General features: G+C 56.3%; 19 protein-coding genes. 12 read left to right on the top strand and 7 right to left on the bottom strand.

Features of this window, described 5'->3' with window-relative positions; translation table 11 throughout:
- Positions 1 to 46: 46 nt before the first annotated feature.
- Both RIB44_09610 and RIB44_09605 read right to left on the bottom strand, forming a co-directional pair.
- Entirely contained in the window at positions 47 to 346 is a 300-nt protein-coding gene (locus RIB44_09610; GenBank protein ID MEQ8616835.1) for a helix-turn-helix domain-containing protein, read from the bottom strand.
- A gap of 80 nt (positions 347 to 426) precedes the next feature.
- On the bottom strand, positions 427 to 606 hold the full coding sequence (locus tag RIB44_09605; protein MEQ8616834.1) for a hypothetical protein: 180 nt from the start codon (positions 604 to 606) through the stop codon (positions 427 to 429).
- 430 nt (positions 607 to 1,036) lie between these two features.
- Here RIB44_09605 and RIB44_09600 point away from each other — a divergent pair, with 430 nt between their 5' ends.
- Both RIB44_09600 and RIB44_09595 read left to right on the top strand, forming a co-directional pair.
- Positions 1,037 to 2,665 carry a SulP family inorganic anion transporter gene (locus tag RIB44_09600; protein ID MEQ8616833.1) on the top strand — a complete coding sequence of 543 codons (1,629 nt, stop codon included), beginning with the start codon at positions 1,037 to 1,039 and terminating at the stop codon, positions 2,663 to 2,665.
- Positions 2,666 to 2,755: 90 nt separating this feature from the next.
- Positions 2,756 to 3,328 (top strand): transposase, encoded by a 573-nt coding sequence (locus RIB44_09595; GenBank protein MEQ8616832.1) that lies wholly within the window; start codon positions 2,756 to 2,758, stop codon positions 3,326 to 3,328.
- 528 nt (positions 3,329 to 3,856) lie between these two features.
- Here the strand turns inward: RIB44_09595 and RIB44_09590 are convergent.
- From RIB44_09590 to metF, 4 genes are all read right to left on the bottom strand, one after another.
- Positions 3,857 to 5,380 (bottom strand): serine/threonine-protein kinase, encoded by a 1,524-nt coding sequence (locus RIB44_09590; GenBank protein MEQ8616831.1) that lies wholly within the window; start codon positions 5,378 to 5,380, stop codon positions 3,857 to 3,859.
- A 30-nt stretch (positions 5,381 to 5,410) separates the two neighbouring features.
- A complete protein-coding gene (locus RIB44_09585) occupies positions 5,411 to 5,791 on the bottom strand; it encodes an HNH endonuclease signature motif containing protein (GenBank protein MEQ8616830.1) in 381 nt (126 codons plus the stop codon).
- Between the two features lie 3 nt (positions 5,792 to 5,794).
- Positions 5,795 to 6,049 (bottom strand): hypothetical protein, encoded by a 255-nt coding sequence (locus RIB44_09580; protein ID MEQ8616829.1) that lies wholly within the window; start codon positions 6,047 to 6,049, stop codon positions 5,795 to 5,797.
- A 72-nt stretch (positions 6,050 to 6,121) separates the two neighbouring features.
- Entirely contained in the window at positions 6,122 to 6,997 is an 876-nt protein-coding gene (gene metF / locus RIB44_09575) for a methylenetetrahydrofolate reductase [NAD(P)H] (protein MEQ8616828.1), read from the bottom strand.
- Positions 6,998 to 7,266: 269 nt separating this feature from the next.
- Between metF and RIB44_09570 the strand changes: the two genes are divergently transcribed.
- The 9 genes from RIB44_09570 (at position 7,267) to RIB44_09530 (ending at position 17,618) form a co-directional block, all read left to right on the top strand.
- A complete protein-coding gene (locus RIB44_09570) occupies positions 7,267 to 9,600 on the top strand; it encodes a DUF1592 domain-containing protein (protein ID MEQ8616827.1) in 2,334 nt (777 codons plus the stop codon).
- Entirely contained in the window at positions 9,597 to 10,955 is a 1,359-nt protein-coding gene (locus RIB44_09565) for a DUF1552 domain-containing protein (GenBank protein ID MEQ8616826.1), read from the top strand. Before RIB44_09570 ends, RIB44_09565 begins: the two co-directional genes overlap by 4 nt.
- A gap of 184 nt (positions 10,956 to 11,139) precedes the next feature.
- On the top strand, positions 11,140 to 11,850 hold the full coding sequence (locus RIB44_09560; protein MEQ8616825.1) for a spondin domain-containing protein: 711 nt from the start codon (positions 11,140 to 11,142) through the stop codon (positions 11,848 to 11,850).
- A gap of 228 nt (positions 11,851 to 12,078) precedes the next feature.
- The gene (gene glgP / locus RIB44_09555) at positions 12,079 to 14,286 is read left to right on the top strand and encodes an alpha-glucan family phosphorylase (GenBank protein ID MEQ8616824.1); all 2,208 of its coding nucleotides are present in this window, start codon (positions 12,079 to 12,081) and stop codon (positions 14,284 to 14,286) included.
- Positions 14,287 to 14,327: 41 nt separating this feature from the next.
- The gene (locus tag RIB44_09550; protein MEQ8616823.1) at positions 14,328 to 14,588 is read left to right on the top strand and encodes a DUF4160 domain-containing protein; all 261 of its coding nucleotides are present in this window, start codon (positions 14,328 to 14,330) and stop codon (positions 14,586 to 14,588) included.
- A gap of 3 nt (positions 14,589 to 14,591) precedes the next feature.
- A complete protein-coding gene (locus RIB44_09545) occupies positions 14,592 to 14,852 on the top strand; it encodes a DUF2442 domain-containing protein (protein ID MEQ8616822.1) in 261 nt (86 codons plus the stop codon).
- A gap of 319 nt (positions 14,853 to 15,171) precedes the next feature.
- Complete coding sequence (locus tag RIB44_09540) at positions 15,172 to 16,272, top strand: acyl-CoA dehydrogenase family protein (GenBank protein ID MEQ8616821.1); 1,101 nt, start codon at positions 15,172 to 15,174, stop codon at positions 16,270 to 16,272.
- 13 nt (positions 16,273 to 16,285) lie between these two features.
- Positions 16,286 to 16,963: an adenylyl-sulfate kinase gene (gene cysC / locus RIB44_09535; protein MEQ8616820.1), complete on the top strand. Its 678-nt coding sequence runs from the start codon at positions 16,286 to 16,288 to the stop codon at positions 16,961 to 16,963.
- A gap of 229 nt (positions 16,964 to 17,192) precedes the next feature.
- The gene (locus RIB44_09530; protein MEQ8616819.1) at positions 17,193 to 17,618 is read left to right on the top strand and encodes a hypothetical protein; all 426 of its coding nucleotides are present in this window, start codon (positions 17,193 to 17,195) and stop codon (positions 17,616 to 17,618) included.
- A gap of 94 nt (positions 17,619 to 17,712) precedes the next feature.
- On the opposite strand, the gene lpxK is transcribed toward RIB44_09530, so the two are convergent.
- Positions 17,713 to 18,888 carry a tetraacyldisaccharide 4'-kinase gene (gene lpxK, locus RIB44_09525; protein ID MEQ8616818.1) on the bottom strand — a complete coding sequence of 392 codons (1,176 nt, stop codon included), beginning with the start codon at positions 18,886 to 18,888 and terminating at the stop codon, positions 17,713 to 17,715.
- A 124-nt stretch (positions 18,889 to 19,012) separates the two neighbouring features.
- On the opposite strand from lpxK, the gene RIB44_09520 reads away from it, so the two are divergent.
- Complete coding sequence (locus RIB44_09520) at positions 19,013 to 22,567, top strand: hypothetical protein (protein MEQ8616817.1); 3,555 nt, start codon at positions 19,013 to 19,015, stop codon at positions 22,565 to 22,567.
- The last annotated feature ends 17 nt before the right edge of the window (positions 22,568 to 22,584 follow it).

The following is a 22,584-nucleotide window of genomic DNA, read 5'->3' as shown; positions in this document are numbered from 1 at the left end:
GTGAAATCCGTGCGATCCGTGGCTGCAAACAACTTTGCAGGATGAGTTAGGCAACTTTCTCGAAACGTCTTATCTTCTCTTCACGTCGGCGATACTCTCGCGCTCGGCACAGCAGACAAGGCGCGTAAACGTACCCGCCGCACTTCTTACAGCGCGAAGGCAGCTTCGCGAAAAGTTGCAGTGAAACGTACGGCAATTCTTCGCGACCGTGCAAACCGCGTTTGTTGCTCGCGATGGCCCCTACGGTCCCGCGGCTGACTTTCAAGAGTTTCGCAATCCGGCGTTGCGATAGCCCTCCCTCGTCGAGCAACCGTTTCACTTCCAAGACGATTTCACGCGACAGCATCGAAGCGGCACTCCGTAGAAGTAATGAACAGGAGATAACAGAGGAAACAGAGAGGTGGTTGAGAAAGATTTGGTGGTTCCCTATGCCGCTTCGTCCCAGCCGTCGTCTTCGCAGGTTGGATTCTCGATCCAAAAATCGCCCGGCTCGGGCTGGGGTTCGGGGTCGTGTTCCGAGGCGAGAAAGATGTCGAAATCGCGGTCTTGTCGGCCGCTGTTCACCCGCCCACCGTGATCTGAGCCTGCCTGTCGCGATTGGTCCATGGATAGTCCCCTTTGCTTGCAAATTGCCTTAAAAATAAGCACCGAACGGCAGCAGGGTCAGCTAGCACCCTTTGCCGCACAGACATAAAACTAGCAAAAAAGGTGGCCAAAAACTATACGTTTGTTCAGTATTCATTCAGGTATTTTTGCTGCCCGCGGAACAGCTTGTTTTCCACGGCTTTCCTGTCCTCTGGGGCGCTTCCGAAACCGCTGGGCAAGGGTGCTTTGGAGTCTGAGAATTGCTTCGCCATTCCTTTGCAATGGAATGTGGCGGCAGGTCACTTGCGACGAGGACGCCTTCATCTTTGGCGGGACTTGTTTTCAAACAGGTTCCCATGAAAACTAGCGTCTTGCCAGAAATCGAATCTGACATTGCGCCGACTAAGCGTGTCGCAAGTACTCCAGTTGAACTTCTCTACATCTAATTGCCATGGGTTTCGACTTGAAACATCTGAAGGGTGACCTCAGCGGCGGGCTTGTCGCGGGAATCATTGCCTTGCCGTTAGCACTTGCCTTCGGAGTGCAGTCGGGCCTAGGCGCTGAGGCTGGGCTCTACGGAGCGATTGCGGTCGGTGTGTTCGCCGCCCTGTTTGGCGGTACGCCGACACAAGCATCAGGTCCCACGGGTCCGATGACGGTTGTCTCTGCATCGATCGTTGTCTACGCGATTGACGCGACCGGAAGTTTGGAAGCTGGCCTTGGGATCATTCTGGCGAGCTTCTTCGTGGGAGGTGTGCCTCAGGTAGCCCTTGGTCTGCTCGGCGTCGGAAAGTATGTGCGGTACTTCCCCTACCCTGTCGTCTCAGGATTCATGAGTGGCGTGGGACTCATTATCATTCTGCTACAATTGTGGCCTTTGATGGGGAGCTCTTCTCCCAAGTCCACGGTCCAAGTTCTGACGCGAATCAGCGAGCCGCTCGCCTCATTGAATTGGGCGGCTGTCGGATTGGGCGTCCTCACACTCGTCGTGAATTACGCCTTTCCGAAAGTGACCAAGAAGGTCCCTTCGGTACTTGTGGCACTGCTAGTAGGAACCGGGGCTGCCATCTTTCTCGGCCTGGACGTGCCCACCATTGGAGACATTCCCACAGGAATCCCTTCCATCCAGATCGGCACCATTTTTCAAGTCCCCTCGGAATACTACGGATTTATCGTCAAATCCGGCTTTACTTTAGCACTACTCGGCTCGATCGACTCACTGCTGACCTCAGTCATCGCGGACAACCTGACGAAAGGGCAGCACAATAGCAAGTTGGAACTGATTGGCCAAGGCATCGGCAACATCATCGCTTCGTTTTTCGGCGGCATCCCTGGCGCTGGTGCCACGAAGGGAACGGTCGTTGCCATCAACGCCGGCGCGAAGACACGACTTGCCGGGATCACGCACGGACTGTTCCAGTTGGCCGCCTTGCTGGGGGCAGGAACCTTGGCGTACTACATCCCGCTGAGTGTGCTAGCTGGTCTGTTGATTTCTGTTGGCGTCGCCATCATCGACTACAAGAGCATCCGCCACCTCAAGCATATCCCGCGTGCGGATGCGTTTGTCATGATCGTGGTGTTGCTCTGCACCATCTTTGGAAATCTTATCTACGCGGTCGGTGCAGGTGTCATCCTCGCGAGCCTGCTGTTCATGAAGCAAGCCAGCGATCTGGCAGAGGCCGAATCAACCATCAAGCCACTCGACCCCGAGCCCACCTGGGACGACGAGCCGACCTCCGTCGTCGTCGAGCCCAAAGTGTTCGTCAAGCATCTCTACGGCCCGCTGTTCTTCGGCTTTAGCTCTGGTTTACGGTCCCTCACGGCAACGTTGCCCAAGGAAGCAGAGACAGTCGTCATTCGAATGGAGCGCGTGCCGTACATCGACCAATCCGGACTCTACGCCCTAGAAGACACCGTCTTACAACTCTCCCAGGCGGGCAAACGGATCGCCTTCTCTGGCTTAAAAGAGCAACCATCTGACATGCTCAACCGCATCGAACTAATCCCCGGCCTCGTGCCTGAGGAGTTGGTGTTTGATACGTTCGAGGATTGCCGTCGCTGGCTTGATCAGTTGAGCTGAGCAAGGGGTTACAGTAACTCCGTGACAGGGTGGCTGGGGACGAGCACCGCGAGCCCCCAGAGAAGCAAAAACAAGCTCTAGAATTTCATGATGACTCAAAAGCGAACCCATCGTCGCAACTATAACGACCCCGGACACGCGCACGCCCTAACATTCTCCTGCTACCAAAGCTTCAAGTTCCTTCAGGCAGAACGAACCTGCCAGTGGATGGCAGAATCTATCGAATCAGCGCGAAGTGAGCTGAACTTTCAAGTCTGGGCCTATGTCTTCATGCCAGATCACGTTCACTTGATCATTCATCCCAACGCAACCCTTTATGACATCGCAGCTATTCGCGGGGCCATCAAAGCCCCCGTCGCCAGGAAGGCAATTGAATACTTAGCCCTTGAGGCACCCGATTGGATTCCCAGAATCTCGCGTAAACGTGGTAGTAAAACCGAACGACTGTTTTGGCAATCAGGAGGTGGCTACGATCGAAACGTCACGTTTGGTGGAACGCTACTGAAAATGATTGATTACATTCACCTCAACCCCGTTAGACGCGGGCTGGTCGAGAGGCCCGAGGAATGGAAATGGTCCAGCGCCGCTTGGTTTGCGGGCGTGCGGGATGTGCCGTTGATACTAGATACCATTCCGGCTGCGTGGTTGGATGGTGTATCTTGAGTTGAAGCTAGCAAATGCTCGCAGTCACTGAAGAACTGGGGGCTCGCGGGGCTCGTCCCCAGCCACCCATTATTTGATTTCAAAAGAATAGTGGAATTCTCGTCGTTTTTTCAATCTTTCGGTTCAATGACTGTCGCGTACTTTGCCACTAATTCAGATGCTCGCCTTGAGTCTGTATGCACAGCCCTGCAACTCAACTACGATTTGCCAGATTTTGAGTACGACTCGCACGATTCTTGGAGGTTCGCGTTTTCGAGAGCCAGCGGCATCGGTTTCAATGTCACGAAGTGCCATGAAAACCACCTTATAGAAACATGGATGGAAGACTGTCCTCCTGGAGTCAACTTCCAAATCATAGTCGAATTCAAGAAGCAGCCTCACATACTCGTTTCAGCTTTGGAAAACGCACTCGGAGCAAAACCAATTCTCTACTCTACAGTGACAGAGTAGATCTCTCATTGCCTTCTAAGAGCTTCTTCGCAAGTATTCTTTGCTTGTCGAGCTGACTCAGCGGCGGCTCAACCTGCTTCACTGCCCCAACTCGCCCCGCGTCGTTTGCAGTAACTCATAAAGCCGCCGGTCGGACTCACGCAAGAGGTCCGACATCTGCGGCGTCAGTTTGCCCAGCTCGGTACGGGCCGCGGTGGCGTTGCCGAGGCGATGCTCCGTAACGACCAAGGCTGCTTTGATGAACGCCTTGGTGGAGAGTCGCGTGTCGGCGGATTGGGTTTGACTGTCTAGTTCCCGTAGCTTGGCGAGCGCCTTTTTGTTGTTCTCGTCGAGAAGCAGGTAATAGCGCACTAAGCCCTGGTCGGCGAGTAGCTTCTCGTAAGGGTCGGCATCTGGGAAGTTCTTTCCCACGGCGAGCCACGCTTCTTCGCTGGGGGCGAGGTTGGCCTGGTAGATTTGCGCCCAGGCGGTGTCGCGTTTGACGACGGATGAGGGCTCGCGTTCGCGTAGATAGTTGCGCGGGCGTGTGACGATACTCAGGATAAAGCCGGCCATTAATGCGCCGGCGATAATCGCTACTTTTCGACGTCGACTATTCTTTGGCGGCTGGAGCATCGCCAGGGTTTTCATTGCCGCATTCAACTTGCGTGTCGTACTGCGTGTCGAAGCGACCGTGGCGGCGTTGCCGCTGGGAGTGACCGTTCCGTTGGGGCCGGTGATCCATTCAGCAAGTGGCCAATTCTCCGGCCCGTCGCCCCAACCCTCGCCTTGGGCGGCGGTGGCCAGTTCTCGCAAGTCCGTCAGCAGTTCGCCGGGTGAAGCGTAACGCTCCTCGGGTAACTTTGCCATTAGACGTTCAACCACCTCGACAAGCCCCGCGGGAATATCATCGCGCACTTCCGAGAGCGGCTTTGGGGCAACATTCAAGTGCTGCACGGCAATCGCTAAAGCCGTCTCGCCGGTGTGGGGCGGTTGACCGGCAAGCAGGTGGTAGGCGGTCACGCCCAGCGAGTAGAGGTCGCTCCGTAGATCGACGCCACGGCTTTCGATTTGTTCAGGGCTCATGTACAGCGGCGTACCCATCGCCACGCCGGCCTGTGTGAGCGACTGATTGCCCGCATCTCGCACGCGTGCCAAGCCAAAATCGGCAACCTTCACTTCGCCGCTGTTGTTGAGCAGCAGATTCTCCGGCTTGATGTCGCGATGCACGATCCCCTGCTCTGCCGCCTTGTGCAGTGCGGCAGCAACTTGCCGTAACACATTCAGCACCAACCGCGGTGGCAGCGCGCCCTGACGCTGCAAGACTTCAGAGAGGTTTTTCCCTGCCACATATTCTTGGGCAATGAAGTAAATGCCTTCTGACTTCCCGACCTCGTAAATCTGCACGATGTTAGCATGCACCAGCGAGGCAGCCGCCCGGGCTTCGTTCATGAAGCGTTGCACATAGTTCCCATCACCAGCGAGCGAAGGCTGAAGAATCTTCAACGCCACTTGCCGTCCGAGCGATTCCTGACTGGCCAGATAAACCTCGGCCATTCCCCCAGCACCTAAGCGTCGCAAAACGCAGTAGTCGCCCAAGTTTTTGCCGGTGAGGTCTGTCATGAGTACAAAATGAGCGAGAGTCTTGGCGAGCTACAGAACTTGCCGACGAACCTCAATCCTTTCTGGGCGATTCATTTTCAGCAGTTCTACAGTGCCACGACCCGTGGGTGTAAGCCCAATGATCTCGTAATCCTTGACCGCAAAATGCTCGCTCCAATGGTCAACCCTTGGATTGAACAAGTCAACTTTCTCTTTGGTCTCGGGATCGAGCGTCGAGAGATTAGGGCCTTTATTCCAATTACAATGAGGGCAAGCCCATGCCAGATTCGATTCGCTATCTTTCGGCTGGTGAACTTGCGCGATGACGTGTTCCACATGAAATGGAATCGTGGTGAAGAGGTCGGGCAGACGGCAATACTCACATTGCCCGTTAGCACGCTCACGAACTCGAGCCTGAGTTGCTGCATCCACCGGTCACACTTGCTTGGCTAGATATTTTCGAGCTCGAGCCTTCGCTATCATGAGTACTTCGTCGAGTTCGATGTACTGGAAATACTCGCTGCGTTCTTCCTCTGTGAGAGTCCCGAAGTTGGCCTTCTCGGCTAGCTCTTGAACCCGCTGCTGCACTTCGTTCGTGGCTTGAAATGCAAGAATTGCATTCGCCATATCCGGAGAAAATTTCTGGGTATCGAACCCAAGAAAGCGATCGATCGTATTCGCAGTGACCATGTCTTAATCATACCTCGACGATTAGGCATTTGTCGAAACAAATTCTCATTTTGGTTTGTTAGTGTCCTCTACCTATCCCACCGGCACTTCGACGGCCTCAAGGACACGCTTAGTCGCTGCGGACTTATTCAAAACGTAATAGTGGATCCCCGGCACGCCGGCTTCGAGGAGTTCGGCGGTTTGCTTCGTGGCAAACTCGACGCCGACTTCAAACTGTCCTTCTGAAGCTTCTTCGTGTTTTTCTAACGCGGCTACAAAATCGGTCGGTAACGTGGCACCGCACAACGACGCGATTCGTTGGATTTGCTTGCCGTTAGTTACGGGCAACAAACCGGGAACGATGGGAATGCTGATACCGATGGCTTCGCAACGATCGCGAAAGCGAAAGAAGTCCGCGTTGTCATAAAACAACTGTGTGATGATCGCATCGGCACCAGCGTCGACTTTGCGTTTGAGATTTTTGAGGTCGGCTTCTGGACTGGGAGCCTCTTGATGAGTCTCTGGGTAGCCCCCAACGGCGATCCCCATGTCGGGGAACTCGGCCCTGATGAACTCGACAAGTTCATTCGCGTAGGAGAATCCCCCGGCCACCGGCTTGAACTCGGTCTCGCCTTTTGGCGGATCGCCTCGCAACGCGACGACATTCTCAACGCCCGCACCGAGAGCCCGTTGCAGATAGGCGCGCAACTCGTCGCGGGTGCTCCCTACGCAAGTCAAATGTGTCGCGACGGGGATTTTGTGCTGCCTGTGGACGTCGCCGATGATTTCCAGCGTTCGATCTTGCGTTGAGCCCCCCGCTCCGTAGGTGCACGTCATATAGCTCGGGTTGAAGGCAATCAACTCGGAGACGTGACGACCTAAGGCCTTTACACCAGCATCCGTCTTGGGCGGGAATAACTCGAAAGAGAGGCCGAAATGAGTCGGGCCGTATGCGTTTGCGAGTGACATTAGTTATCGTAAGAGTCGCTGTTTTTCTGTGATAAATGAGTCTTGATGGAACTCCACTTTAAGCCTGATGGCTTCGAACCGCAATTGCGTTGATATTTCATCAGATTAGGCTCCTGAGCTTGCTCAGCGATTGAAAGTCAGGAGCGCTGAGCAAGCTCAGCGGCAAAACGGGGCTTCTAGTTTATCGTTATTTGGAAGTGGTAAGCCTTTCCGCTAAAATAAACTGTCTCACCTGCGTCCCACCGAATCCCACCTCAAGACGCCCCGCTTTGTTGATTCGTGCCTCCATCGCCGTTCTTGTCTTTCTCACGTGCAGTCGATCGGCGACTGCCGAGCAGGACCTCGAACCTCGCCCGACGCGAGAGCACATTCTCACTCCGCTTCTGGAGAACTACTGCTTCGAATGCCACATGGGTGAGGCCTCAGAAGGAGGAATGGATCTCGAAAAGTTAAACGAGGCCGGCAAGCTCCTCGACGAACGACGGACTTGGCTACGGGTGCTCAACCGCCTGCAGAGGGGCGATATGCCACCCGACTATGCGGAGCAACCTAGCCAGCGCGAAAAAGTTGAACTCGCAAAGTGGCTTGATAGCGAACTGCATTCGCTCGACTGCTCGCAACCGCAATCGCCCGGCAGAGTCACGATGCGGCGACTCAACCGCGTGGAGTACGCCAACACGGTACGCGATCTCACCGGCATCGAACTCGATGTCTCTGAGCTCTTGCCGCGTGACGAACTGGGGCACGGCTTCGACAACAACGGCGACGTGCTTTCGCTTTCACCCCTGTTGCTGGAAAAGTACTTGGACGCCGCCGAGGAGATTGCTGCTAAGGCGATCCCTGCGCCCGAGTCGATCCTCGAACCAAGTCGCAGCTACACCGCTGAGCAACTTCGCGGCGGACAGCTCATTTCTGACGACACGCGATTGTTGTACGCAAACGGAACGATCGAAGCGAAGGTCGACTTTCCGAAGACCGGACGCTATTTCCTACGTGTGAACTGCTATGCAACCCAGGCGGGCGACCCGAATGAGCTGGCGGAAATGCGAATTGAACTCGGTGGTAAATCGCTCAGCGTTTTCGGCGTCGCCGCCGACGAAGAGGACCCGCACACGTATGTCATTCCTCTTGATGCCGAAAAGGGCAAGCAAAAAGTCGCTGTTGCATTTACTAACGATCTTTACGAGCCAAAAGCCAAAGACAAGTCACGACGCGACCGCAATCTGTTTGTTCTTTCCCTGACTGTTGTGGGGCCCGTTGGCAAGCAGCGATTGGCGGCGTCGAAATCCCTGCTGAGCTGGGAACCCTCGACCGAAGCGTGGGCCTCAACAGACCAGTGGCAAGCACCGACTCGCAAACAAATTGATCGACTTGCGTCACGCGCTTTCCGTCGCCCAGCGACTGAGCAAGAAATTGACCGCTTCGTGGATTTCGTCTCCGCGGCAAGAACTCGAGGAGAAACCTATCAACAGGCAATGCAACTTGTCCTGCAAGCAACGCTCGTGTCCCCAAAGTTTCTCTTCCGCGACGAATCCCCAGCCGAAGCGACAGCCGAAGAGAATGGGGCGACTTACCGCCTGGACGATCATCAGCTGGCAACCCGGCTAAGCTATTTCCTGACGCTCTCGATGCCTGATGAACAACTTCGTAAAGTCACCAGCCAGGGGAAACTCCGCGACGGACTCCACACGCAAGTCGATCGCCTGCTTGAGGGCGGCAAGAGCGATGCCTTCCTGCGCCACTTCGGCGAGCAGTGGCTAGAGACCAGGAAGCTGGAAGACCTGGAGCGAGACAAGCAAGTCTTCCCGGAATTTGAGGACGCCCTCGCCCAGTCCATGCGAGACGAAACCTTCTTGTTCTTGCGTCACATGCTCAGCGTTAAGAAGCCGCTCAAAGAGATGTTCACCGCTGAGTACAGTTTCCTCGATGCGCGACTCGCCAAGCACTATGGCTTGGAGTGGCCCGCGGGGAAGTCGCCGGAATCTTTCCAACGGATGACGTTGCCACCCGAGCGTCGCGCCGGGTTAGTGACGCACGCCAGCGTGCTCTCGGTGGCATCGCTTGTGGACAGAACCTCGCCGGTGCTTCGCGGAAAATGGATTCTCGAACACCTACTCGCCGATCCGCCACCCGAGCCACCTCCAGGAGTTCCCGAATTAGAACCGACGCAAGCTGGCGAGGAGCCTGAGTCGCTCCGCGCGCAACTGGAACTGCATCGCTCAACCCCTGGTTGCACCGTTTGCCATGAGCGAATGGACCCGTTGGGCTTCGCCTTGGAGAACTACGATGCCCTGGGCAAGTTCCGCGAAAAAGAAAACGATCTGCCGATCGATGCTAGTGGCAAATTGCCCGACGGGCGGGAGTTTGTCGGTGCGTTGGGCCTACGAGATGTCCTACTGGAAGATTTCGATGCCGTCCGTAAAGCTCTCGCTGCCCAACTGTTGACTTATGCCCTGGGCCGAGGGTTAGAGTATCATGATGAGTGTGCGGTCAACGAAATCGCCGCAGCCACGAAGCAGAACGGCGACACACTCGCTGCAATGATTCATGCTGTGGTTGACAGTGCACCGTTTCAAATGCGAGAGGATGGACTAAGAGAATGAGCGAATCCGCGAAACTATCGATCGCCAGTCGCCGCACTTTCCTACGCGGAATTGGCACCGCGCTGACACTGCCACTGTTGCCCAGCGCCCTGCCTCGCAAGCTTTGGGCGGCGACAGAAAATGCTAAAGCGCCCGTTAGGCTCGCCTATCTGTTCATTCCAAATGGCGCCGACATGGCCACCTGGACGCCCAGAGGGGAAGGCGCTGATTTCAAATGGTCGCCAACACTTGAGCCTCTTGCTCCCTTGCGTGAGAAAGTTCAAATCCTCTCGGGACTCGACAACTACGCTGGTTGGCCAAACGGCGACGGTCCAGGGGATCATGCACGCAACGCATCGACGTTCCTCACTGGCATGCAACCGAAGAAGACCAGCGGCAAAGGCATTCAGGTCGGCATCTCGGTTGATCAGATAGCCGCTCGATACTTCCAAGGTCTAACACGATTTGCCTCGCTCGAACTTGGTGTCGAAAAGGGCAAAAACGCGGGCAACTGCGATAGCGGGTACAGCTGCGCCTACAGCCACAACATTTCATGGCGAACCCCCAACACGCCGACCGTTCAAGAAACCAACCCACAATTGGTTTTCGATCGCTTATTCGATACCGGCACGCCAGCGGACAAAGCCCAATCAAAACATCTACGACAACAGCGGAAGCAAAGCGTTCTCGATTTGGTCCAAGAGGACGCCAAAGGGCTCGAACGCAAGCTTAGCGGTGCCGATCGTTACAAGCTCGAAGAGTATCTCGAAGGTGTCCGCAGCGTCGAGCGCCGTCTCGACTCCACCTCGAAGACCCGGACGGGCATCTGGACAGGCGATGGTTTCGAACGTCCTGCAGGCGTTCCCGAGGACTACGCGGAACACCTCCGGCTAATGACCGACATGCTCGTTATCGCCTTTCAGACGGACATGACACGCGTCGGCACGCTGATGTTCGGTCGGGCGGGGAGTAACATTAACTACGAACCTATCGGCGTTCGCCAAGGTCATCATTCGCTCTCCCATCACAAGAACAAGAAAGAAAACCTCGAACAGATCGCCAAGATCAATCGCTACCACGTCGAGCAGTTGCTCTACTTCTTGCAGAAGCTCGACTCAATTTCTGATGAACATGGAACGCTGCTCGACCAGTCGCTGGTTCTCTACGGCAGCGGTATCAGCGACGGTAACCGCCACTCGCACGACGATTTGCCCATCGTGCTAGCCGGTGGCGGGGGCGGACATGTTCGCGGTGGTGTCCATCGCCGCTTCGAGGGCAAGACGCCACTGATGAATCTGCACCTGAGCTTGTTGCAAACCGCCGGGGTCCGGGTAAACTCGGTAGCAGACAGCACGCGTGCAATCAATCTGACTTAATGCATTCTCACTGAATTGCTGAGTAGCTAACGAATCTGATCCAAAGCATTCCGCTCGCTGGGACCAACTGGTGGTTCCGCTCTCTATTGATCAGTTCACGATTCGTACTCATTCCCCCCGCCGGGAGCTACCCATGCGCAGGTTCTATTTTTGTTTCACCATTGCAACGTTTTTCCATCTCCAATTGAGCACTCCGACTGACGCCGTGGCTGCTGAAGCCACTTACGAAGTTCTCTTCGAAGACCTTTGGAACGCAACGGACCACCCGCTCAACTACCCCAACGGCGCACACTTCTCGACAGTCGTTGGGGCCGTGCACAACGCGGGCGTTAGCTTCTGGGCTGCTGGAGAATTGGCCACTCTAGGGGTCGAGAATGTTGCTGAAACCGGCTCCACAAGAAACATCCAACGGGAAATCTTCAATGCACAGCAAGCGGGTTCCGCGATAGAAAGGCACACCGGATCAAACCCAACCATCAATGTCTCGGATGATTTCCCGCTTGTCACGTTCCTCACAATGGTCGCTCCCACGCCCGACTGGTTCGTTGGGATCCACGATGTCGATTTGCGAGACCCAAGCGGCCCCGGCTTTGTGGAAAGCCAAGTCTTTGAGTTCACTTCCTTCTACGACGCAGGTACCGAGGAGGGGACCGCATTCTCCTTGAACAACCCTGCAAGTGATCCCCACGAACCCATCACTCGGGTCGGTGGAAGAGATGCAGTAAGCGTGTTTGTTACAGACACTCCCTCCCGCGGGCAGTTAATACCACCGATCGCTAGACTAACCTTCACCCGCGTTTCCCAGACGATTCCTGAACCTTCCAGCCTGTTGTTGGCAGGGTTAATGAGTCTTGTAACCGTCGCGAACGCGCGGACACGCCGCAGAGTTGCCTAACGATTGAGCAATCGGGCGACGAACTCGCCCCAGCTTGCCAACTTCCACAACCGAACATTCCGCTTTTCCCTACGGTTTGGCGTCGCGGATTCTGGTCAATGGGGTATAATCGCCCGCTGCTGGCGTGAAAACCTCTTGGAATTCCACGCCTGCATTTCAACCTGTACGAAAAGGCATGACTGCCACTCGCATAATACAAGTATCACTAGAAGTCTTGGGAAACTCACTATGAGCCAAACTCAACTCCCCCCTGCCGCCGCAACCAACCTCGACCGTGCCAACTGGACCGAAATCACCCCACAGGCGTTGTACGACAAGTGCATGACCTTGGCTCGCAACCTTTGGTGGAGCTGGCACCCTGAGGTGATCAACCTCTTCCGCGACCTTGATCCAGTGCGTTGGCGACAGCTTGACCACAGCCCAATTGCGTTGCTCTCGGAAATGACCCCCGAGCAGGTCTCGCAACGGGCGTCAGAAATGGTTCTCTACACCCGCATCAATCAGGCCCATCGCCGGCTGAAGGATTATCTTGAGAACACTCAAAGCACTTGGGGTGCCCGTAACGCTGGCGTCCTGGGTAGCAAACCGGTCGCCTATTTCTCTGCCGAGTTTGGCATTCACGAGTCAGCCCCGATTTACAGCGGTGGCTTGGGTGTCCTCTCTGGCGACCACATCAAGTCTGCCAGTGGACTGGGCGTACCTTTGGTAGCCATTGGTCTTTTCTACGATCAAGGTTACTTCAAGCAGCACCTCAACTCGGAAGGCCTGCAAGAGGAAGAGTATCTCGACACCAAGGTTGAGAACCTGCCGATGGAGCAAGCTCTCTGCCCCGAGGGTAACCCGATCACCATCGAGGTCGAAACGCGCGATAGCGTCATCAAAGCAAAGCTTTGGAAGATGAACGTGGGCCGCGTCTCGCTCTTCCTGCTCGACTGCGATGTCGACGGCAACAAGCCGGAAGATCGCGAACTCACTTCCCGACTATACGGTGGCGACACCCGCACACGGATCCGCCAAGAGTTGGTTCTTGGCGTCGGCGGTGTGAAAGCACTTCGCGAGCTGGGCATCAAGCCTGGTGTCTATCACTTGAACGAAGGTCACAGCGGGTTTGCACCGCTGGAAGTGATTCGCGAGCGTATGACCGACGATGGATTGACCTTCGACGACGCACTTCGCGAAGTCGCCTCGCACACGGTCTTTACCACCCATACGCCAGTGCCTGCCGGTCACGATCGTTTCGATGGCAAACTGATCGAAGAGCATTTAGGCCCACTACGCGAGAAGCTGGGCATCTCTTACGAACAGCTCATGGGCTTGGGCCGCGTCGAGCCGCAGAACGAAGCCGAAACCTTCTGCATGACGGTTATCGGCTTGAAGCTTTCGCGGCGCGCCAACGCCGTTAGCTCGCTTCACGGCCATATCAGCCGCCGCATGTGGGCCCACCTCTGGCCGTGGCGTGTGGAAGAAGAAGTCCCCATTGGCCACATCACCAACGGCGTCCACATCCCTTCGTGGCTCGCCTATCCGATGCACCTGCTGTACGACAAGTATTTCGAAAGCGGCTGGGTCCACAAAATGGGCGACCCAGACACTTGGCAGCCCATCTTCGGCGTCGACCAAGGTGAATTGTGGGAAACGCATAACGCGCTCAAAAACCGTGCAATCGAGTTCGTCCGTCGCCGCGTGAGCCGCCAGAGCCGCCGCCGCAATGAGGACGAGTCCATCGTCGAGGCCTCACGAAATATCCTCGACCCGAACGCACTGACCATCGGTTTTGCTCGTCGCTTCGCCACTTACAAGCGAGCCGACTTGTTCATGCACGACCTCGATCGTTTGGCAGATATCGTCAACGCCGAAGATCGTCCCGTGCAGTTCATCTTCGCAGGTAAAGCGCATCCGGCGGATGAGCCCGGTAAGAAACTGATCCAAAACATTGCCAACCTACGGCACGATCCCCGCTTCGCCGGGCGTGTTGTGTTCGTCGAGGATTACGACATCAACGTCACCCGCCACTTGGTGCAGGGTGTGGATGTTTGGCTGAACAATCCGCGCCGTCCGCTGGAAGCTTCCGGCACGAGCGGTGAGAAGGTCGTACTCAACGGCGGATTGAACTTCTCGGTTCTCGACGGTTGGTGGGCCGAAGCCTACAACGGAAGGAACGGTTTCGCCATCGGCCATGGCACCACCCACGCCGATGTGGAAGCGGGCGACGCCCGCGATGGCGAACATCTTTACGAAGTACTCGAGAACGACATCATCCCGTTGTTCTACAGTCGCGATGCCGACGGCTTACCCCGCGAGTGGATTGATTACATGACCAACAGCATCGCGACGCTCGCTGCCCGCTTCAGCGCGCATCGCATGGTGACTGACTACGTTGAGAAGGGTTACTTGGTTGCCGCGGGTGGTTTGAGCTCGGACATGAGCGTGCGGTAGGCGAAATCAGCGTTGGCTGCTGCATGTAAGGGGGCGCTAAGATGCCGGAAGTAAGTCGCTTTTTTGGCATCGTCATCGCGCTCTACTATAATGATCATTCTCCACCGCATTTTCATGCGAAGTATGCGGGGCAAGATGCAGCCATTGATATTCAAACGGGTGAAGTGACCGAAGGCTCGTTAAATCGACGTGCACTCAGACTCGTCGAGGAGTGGCGGCAGGCTCATGTTGATGAGCTCATGGAAGATTGGAATCTCGCCCGAAGCAGACATCCACTCAATCGAATTGCTCCCTTGGAGTGAAGCATGATCCCAAGAGTCATCCAAGCGAATTACATTGATGGGTACCGTATCCAACTGAAGTTCCAAGATGGAACAACAGGCACAGTCGACCTGGCCGACGAGCTATGGGGTCCCGTCTTCGAACCGCTGAGGGATCTGCAAGAGTTCCAAAAATTCGAGGTTCATCCCGAACTAGAAACGTTAACGTGGCCCAATGGGGCAGACTTTGCACCCGAGTTTTTGTACGAGCAGATCGCTTCAACGTCAACTTCGACATCATCCTAATCTAAACCCAGGTAGATTCAGCCTTGAGGGTGTCGGTGCAGTGTTCGACCACCACGTCTTAAAAGTTCGCCTTGGTCCTATGGCCCAAAACTAGCACCTGCCCAACGCACCGCTGTTCGGTAAAATGTGTGATGGTGAGCGTTCTGTTGGCATGTCACGCTAAGACATTCTGTCCAGTTCTCTCGCCAGAAAGTTCCATTCCGCCGACAGAACTCGGTCGCTGCTAGTTGCAAATCGTTTCCAAACAGTGGTTTGCGAATTGTCCTCGCGTGGCAACCACTGCCATTTTGTCCAACGTCTTTTATTTCGCCCCTAAGATATGCCCGCTACCAGAATTACCACCCCTGAAGACCCTGCCCTCACTGAGCTGTGCGAGAAGCTTGCTGAGCTGGCTCGCGAGCTTGACGGCTCGGGCGACTGGCCCACCGGACAACTTCGCCTGTGCGGCGAGTATGGTGTGTTCGAGTGGTTCATCGGCACGGAGTATGGCGGGCAGGCTTGGGATCAGGGGATGATCACCCGCGGGCACTTGGCTCTGAGTGCCGCTTGCCTGACGTCGACCTTTATTTTGACCCAGCGCACCGGAGCGTGCCGCCGGATCGAGTCTTCTCAGAACGAAGCTCTGAAAGCAGAGTTGTTGCCCGCCCTCGGCAAAGGGGATTCGTTCGCAACGGTGGGCATCTCGCACCTTACCACCAGCGGGCGGCACCTGAAGGAGCCGTTGCTGCGGGCCGAAAAAACTGACGACGGATTTCTGCTCAACGGCATGAGCCCCTGGGTCACCGGCGGACCTCACGCGGAGCATGTTGTCGTTGGTGCACAGATCGTCGAGGAGGGAGTAGCTACTGAAGAGCAAATCGTGATCGTCGTTCCGACCGACCTGCCTGGAGTCAGCTGCCCGCCTCACGCCCAATTGGTCGCCCTCACTTCAAGCCACACGGGACAAGTCAAGCTCGACAACGTCATGGTCGACGAGCGTTACCTGCTGGCTGGTCCTGTTCCAGAAGTGATGAAGCAAGGCGTCGGCGGCAAAACCGGCGGACTGCAAACTTCGACCCTCGCACTTGGATTGTCACAAGCAGCGATTAAGTTCCTGCGCGACGAGACGATCAAACGAGACAACCTCCAAACGCCGCTCGATGCACTCGAAGCTGACTACGAACAGTCCATCTCAGCGCTGCTATCCGCCTTAGATGGCGCGCCGATTTGCTCTAACGAACAACTTCGCACGAGAGTCAATAGTTTGGCACTTCGCAGCACCCAAGCCGCCCTAGCCGCCGCCAAGGGAGCAGGCTACGTTGCAGGCCACCCGGTAGGCCGATGGTGCCGCGAGGCGCTGTTTTTCCTCGTATGGAGCTGCCCCGAACCGGTTGTGTCGGCAAACCTCTGCGAACTGGCAGGACTCGCTGAGTCTTATTGATGAAAAGTTGAATATGAGTAAAGAAGACCCCATCGTTGTCTGGCACCAATCGTCCGTGACTCGCGAGCAGCGTGAGCAGCTCAACGGTCACCGCGGTTGTGTTGTCTGGTTTACCGGACTTTCCGGGAGCGGCAAGAGCACGGTCGCCAATGCCGTGGATCGGTTGCTTCACGAGCGGGGCGTGCGTACGTACGTGCTTGACGGCGACAATGTCCGGCACGGATTGAACGCAACGCCAGCGATGTTGGCTGAGCAATTCGACGAGGCTTTCGGCGAACGGTTCGGTCTGGGCTTTGGTCAGCAAGATCGGGAAGAGAACATCCGTCGCGTAGGGGCGGTAGCCCGACTAATGGCCGATGCTGGTCTTGTGACGCTTACCGCGTTTGTTAGTCCTTATCGAAAAGATCGCGACTCGGTCCGAACTACCGTCAACGCGGGCGAAGCGACCGGAGACGAATTCATCGAAGTCTTTGTCGACACGCCCATCGAGATTTGCGAGTCACGCGATCCGAAAGGCCTCTACAAGAAAGCGCGAGCCGGAGAAATCAAAAACTTCACGGGAATCGACGCCCCTTACGAAGCGCCCCTCAACGCAGAGATTACGTTGCCCGGCGGCGACGGAACCCCCGAAGAGTTGGCGTCACAAGTCGTCGAGGCATTAGTCGCCCGCGGCAAGCTCTCCGCCAGCTAGCACTGCTGGCAGTCATTTTCGCAAGAGCTGTCCGCCCGTGAATACATACTCAGGTTGACGGTCATAAGAAGTTCGGGATAAGTTGCGTCTATAGCCTGGTACTTGCGGCAAGGCTAAGTTCGCTCACAACGCTTAAGGGATTGCAGATGGTCGTGGCGAACTGCCGCGTAATTTTTCTAGGGCTTGACCGCCCTAGAAAGTCCCTGGGGAGGGATTCAAGGAGGTCGAGATGACCAGCAGTTTGCTCCGCAATGATGCGAGCCATAACGAAGCGAATGTGACAACAAGCCGTTCGTTCAAGAAGTCAGCCCCGCTCGATTCCGAGACCGAAGTCGCCACGGAACTCGCTAATCCCGAGAAGCCTACGGTCAGCGCAGCTCCGCATCAGGCCGTCCGTCTGCAAACCTTGCTGAGAGTCGCCCAGAAAGAAGCGGCACTTCGTCGAAGACTCGCCGAAGAAATCGCATTGAAAGTCGCCGCGAGAATTCCCGGAGCGCTACGCAGCTTTCAAGTGGCCGTGAACGATGATCATCACTATGTGCTTGAAGGCAACTGCATCAGCTACCACGCGAAGCAAGTGGCCCAACACGAGGCGATGCTCCTGGTGGGAGACAGCCAGGTCGTGAACGAAATCGTCGTCCACCGAGCACGGTAGCCAATCGTATAACCACACTCCGTGTGGTAGGCGAAGGTGTTTGGTTGGAAACTATGAGGGCATACGCCCACAAGAAAAAGTAAACTCTCCCGAGCTACTCATCCACACGGAGTGTGGATTTACTGAATGCTCGGTGAACTAGCGCTGCGAGAATCGCGACTAACTCCTCTTCGCCGCTTTGAAACTCAAGTTCTACGCCCACCGCTCGTAGCGGAGTTTCGCCAATGTGGTCGACTCGCAGCTTCACGAGATCTTTCCGAGTACACAGCAAGAGTTCTGCGTCTGAACAGCGGCAAAGCTCGGCGAGCAGTTCGACATCCTCTCGTGTGTAGCCGTGATGGTCAGGAAATTCGTGCCAGCCTACGGGCTCGCAGGCGAGAGACTTGAGCGTATGGCGAAACCCGGACGGGTTGCCGATTCCACAAAACGCCACGACACGTTTGGTGCTTAAGTCTCCGATTGGGTCCACTCCTTGCGTTGCACTCACCAACGCTGCTGGACTGTGGACGACCTCGCACCAAGTCGCGTTAGGTGCATACTCGAGTGCACGGGTACGAACCTGTTGCCGCTCAGCGGAGCCAAGCATGTCAGCACGACTTAGAATCATGACTTGCGCACGCGACAAGCCGGCTAGCGATTCCCGCAATGTTCCACGCGGGAGTTGGTGATCGTAGCCAAACGGCTCGCTCGCATCGAGCAGAACGATGTCGAGGTCTCGTGCTAAGCGTCGATGCTGAAAGCCATCATCAAGCAGCAACAGTTGGCTCGCAAGTTCTTCGACAGCCACGTTTGCTGAGGCAACCCGGTCGGGATTCTGCAAATGGGGAACGTCGGGCAGCGCAAGTTCGAGCTCCAATGCTTCATCATTCTTAGCCCCCTGCTCTGCCCCGTAGCCGCGACTGAGGATTGCGACACGCACGTCGCGTTTGCGGAACTGTCGAGCTATCCACTCCACCATCGGCGTTTTTCCCGTTCCGCCTACCGTAAGATTCCCAATGCAAACTACGGGGACTTCCGCTTGGTGGATCGCTTTCTTGCCGAGATCGTACTGCCGATTCCTCCACCACGTTGCCATAGAGTAGCCGAGTTCTGGCACGCGGAGACAGCAGCGCAGCAAAATGGCAATGAGGCCGCGACGCCGGCCACTCACAAGTTCACGCCATGCCGTTGGGGAAAGCAACTTCTTCTCGATCATTCGCGGTTCAAAAACCGAATTGTCGAGCAAATCGTTACGTCCGCCTAGCCCAGCAGACTCGGGGAACTTTTTCACTCTCTTGAGCGTCTCACTTTTCGAGGTTTCTCGCGTATAATGAAGTGACTATCCGCGGGCTTACGCCTCGCGGCTCAATCTTTCCACTTCAAACGTTCTATTGTCGAATCTCTACCTCTCGCGCATGCCTACCGTTGCACCGCCACCTCCTGCTGAGTCTGCGAAAGGCAGCTTGCCGCAGCAAGATCAGCAGTTGATCGACCAGCAGATCCAGAAAACGCGGCGCGGGTTGAAATCGGTCGACCTGACCGCCGGGATCATCACGATGCTGATCGGTATCCTTCTGTTCTTACTGACAGCGGCAATCCTCGATCACTGGGTCGTCCCGGGAGGTTTGGGCATTGCTGGACGTTCGCTGTTGTTCTTTGGATTTCTTGCGGGGCTCGCCTGGCACGTCTGGCGGTCGTTTCTGCCGCTGCTGAGACCGATCAATCCGATCTATGCAGCACAAACGATTGAGTCGAACAGCCCGACACTCAAGAACAGTCTGCTCAGCTTGCTCTTGTTCCGCGGTCGGAAGCAACCGATGGCCTCACAAGTCTATCAGGCGATTCAAAAGCAGACCGCTGATCGACTGAACGAATCCCCGATGGCGAGCGTGATTGACCGTTCCTCGGTCATCCGTCTCGGATACGTACTTGTTGCGGTCGTCGCACTCTGTGCGCTCTACCGAGTGTTCTCTCCGAAAGATCCCACGGCGACCGTCGGGCGAGTCCTTGCTCCCTGGTCAGATATTGCAGCGCCGAGCCGAGTGCAGATCGCAAACATCGCGCCGGGTGACACAAGTCTTGCCCGAGGCGAACGTCTGGAGGTCTCGGCGGAGATACTTGGCCTCGGTGAGGAAGAGCCCGTCGAGTTGCATTACTCGTCGGTTGATAAGCAAATCATCGACTCGCAAATGCTAATGACCCGTCAAGGGGAAACTGATCGCTATGCGGTTTCCATGCCAGCCAAACGGCGAGGTAGCCAGAAAGGGGGCGTTCAACGCGGAATCCAGCAGGACTTGATCTACTGGATCACGGCTGGCGACGCTCGTAGCCGAGAGCACAAGATTACGGTTTACTCCAGACCGACGATCGTCGTGACTGGGGTTCGCTACGAGTATCCTTCCTATACAGGTTTTCCCTCGCAAACGGTTGCCGACACGGGTGATGTTCGTGGCGTTGAGGGCACCCGAGTGACGATTTCTGCCGTTTCGAATCTGCCCCTCAAATCTGCCCACGTTGATTTCGCCGCTGATGGTCGCCGAGACCTTGCGATGAGCGTCAACGGAGATCGGGCAACGGTTAGCTTCACGTTGGCGTTGCAAGAGGATCGCCGCACGCCGAAGCACAAAAGCTACGCCTTGCGGATGATTTCGACCGAAGGCCGTGAGAACAGCGACCCCGCCAAGTATCGCATCGAGGTCACTCCGGACTACGCCCCCGAAGTCAGCGTCGTCAGCCCTAAAGAGCCGGAGATTGAGGTGCGATCTGACGAAACGATTCGGATCGAAGCCGAAGCACGCGATCCTGACTTTGCCGTGAGTCGTGTTTCGTTGGTGGGGCTTTCCGGCGAACGCGATATTCAGATTGGTCGACTCTTGGATGAAGATTTCACTGGCAAGTTCACCGGCGGTCTGCCTTTCACGCCTGAATCAGTCGGTCTCAAGCCGGGCGACGTGCTGGAGTATTGGGCGACGGCTCGCGACAATCGACGGCCTGAAGCCAATCTCGGAGTTAGCGAACACCGCCGCATGAAAATCGTTGGTCCCGCTGAGCGTCCCGACATTCCCAATCAAGACCAACAGGCACAAGACCCGAACGAGCAGAACGGTGAGGGCGAGCAAAATCAAGGTGGCGGCGAAGGCGGCGCTGAGGGCCAAGAAGGTGCCGGCGGCGAGGGTAGCCAAGCTGGTGAGAAGACTGCTGAGAATGGCGGTGAAGGACAACCGGGAGAAGGTGGCGAAGGCAATCAGGAAAATCAGGCCCAACCCGGCGAAGGTGGTGAAGGGGGCGAAGGCCAACAACCCAACGGCGACAATCCCAAACAGGGCCAACCGAATGGCTTAAATGAGGGCGGCGGTGCGAACCAGCCGCAAGAAGGTCAACAACAACCGGGTGAGCAAGGCAACAAGCAAAACGGTGATCAACCAAGTCAACCGAATCCGAACCCACAGGAAGGTGGTCAAGAGGGAGAACAAAACCAGGAACCCGTGGCCTCAGATGGTTCTGACGACGGCGAAGCGTTTGAACGAATCGCTGATCATCTGAATGAGCAAGAGGGACAGCAACAGAATCAGCCAAACGGTGAGGGTGAGTCGGGAGAGAATCAACCCGGGCAAACTCAAGAGGGCAAGCCTGAAGGTGATCAACCGAAAGGTGGCCAATCTCAAGCGGGCGAATCGCAACCGCAAAATCCTCAGGGTGAGCAAGCAAAACCTCAAGAAGGCGAAGGACGGAAAGAAAACGGTGCTCAGCCTCAGGAGCAAGGTGCTGAGGGACAACAGCCTGCTGGCGAAGGGGGCCAGCAACCGGATGGAGCGCAGCCCGATGCCGCTCAGCCGAAACCGGATAGCGAGATGGAGAAGCAAAACGCAGGCGAACCTTCGGAAGGCCCCGATAGCGACCCGAATCGCAATCAAAGCGAGTCCGGCGGAGGGGAAAACCCCGGCGAAGAACAAGGCACCCCCGAAGCCAGCGCAAAGCAATCGCGGGAAAAGGACAACCAGGCGGAAGGCCAGGAAGCTGGTAGTGAGGAGCCGTCCGAATCTCGCGACAAGCAAGAGTCAGATACCGAAAGCAGCCAAAGCGGCGACCGAAGCGGCGAAGGACAAGAAGGCGCCGGCCAGCAAGCGGACGACCAAGGCAAGGGTGGAGCCGGCGAAAACACCGCTGCCGACGAAGGAGCCAATGCGGCCAATGAGACCGGCGAAGGTGAAACCGGCGAACAAGCGGGCGACGGCACAGCCGCCGACAAACAAACCGGCGAGTCCAGCGGCGATCAGGCGGGCGAAGGTTCCGAACAAAAGGACGGACAAGGCGATCAAGCTGGGGGCGAGTCCAGCCAGAAGGACGGTCCTCAAGGCGCGCAACCCGAGGGTAATGCTCCCCAAGAAGGTGAGCAAGGATCGCCACCACCTGGTCAGCAACCTCCCGGCGAACCCTCTTCTGAACAGAATCAAGGCGACAAGTCCGAATCGCCTGAAGGCGATTCAAATCAAGCAGGCAGCCCAAACGGTACACCTCAGGGTGGCAATGCCTCGCAAGGCAACGCCAGCGACGGCGCTCCGCCTGAGGGCGAGACTGAGCCGGGCGACGCAGCCAACCTGGAGTTCGCACAGAAGCAGACCGACTTGGTTCTCGAAAAACTGGAAGATCAGCTTGCCAAGAAAAAAGTCGATGAAAAGATGCTCGATAAGCTCGGTTGGGATCAGAATGAGTTGCAACGTTTCGTCGACCGTTGGAAAAACCTCAAGGAGCGAGCGGCAGGTCCTGGGGATGACGCAGGTGAAGCGGCTACGGAACTCAACGAGGCGCTCCGTAGTCTGGGGCTGGGAAACAATGGCCCCAAGCGTTTCAAATCAAACATCAACAAAGACAAGCTTCGCAACCTTAATGAGGCGTATCGCAACCAGGCACCGCTCAAGTATCGCGATCGAGTGCGAGCTTACGTCAAAGGTGCGGCTGGAGATAAGTAAAGTGCGAATTCTATCGC

Source organism: Lacipirellulaceae bacterium (assembly GCA_040218535.1).
GTDB lineage: Bacteria > Planctomycetota > Planctomycetia > Pirellulales > Lacipirellulaceae > Adhaeretor.
The sequence above is the reverse complement of the archived record's forward strand: the minus strand, read 5'-3'. Positions and strand labels throughout refer to the sequence as shown.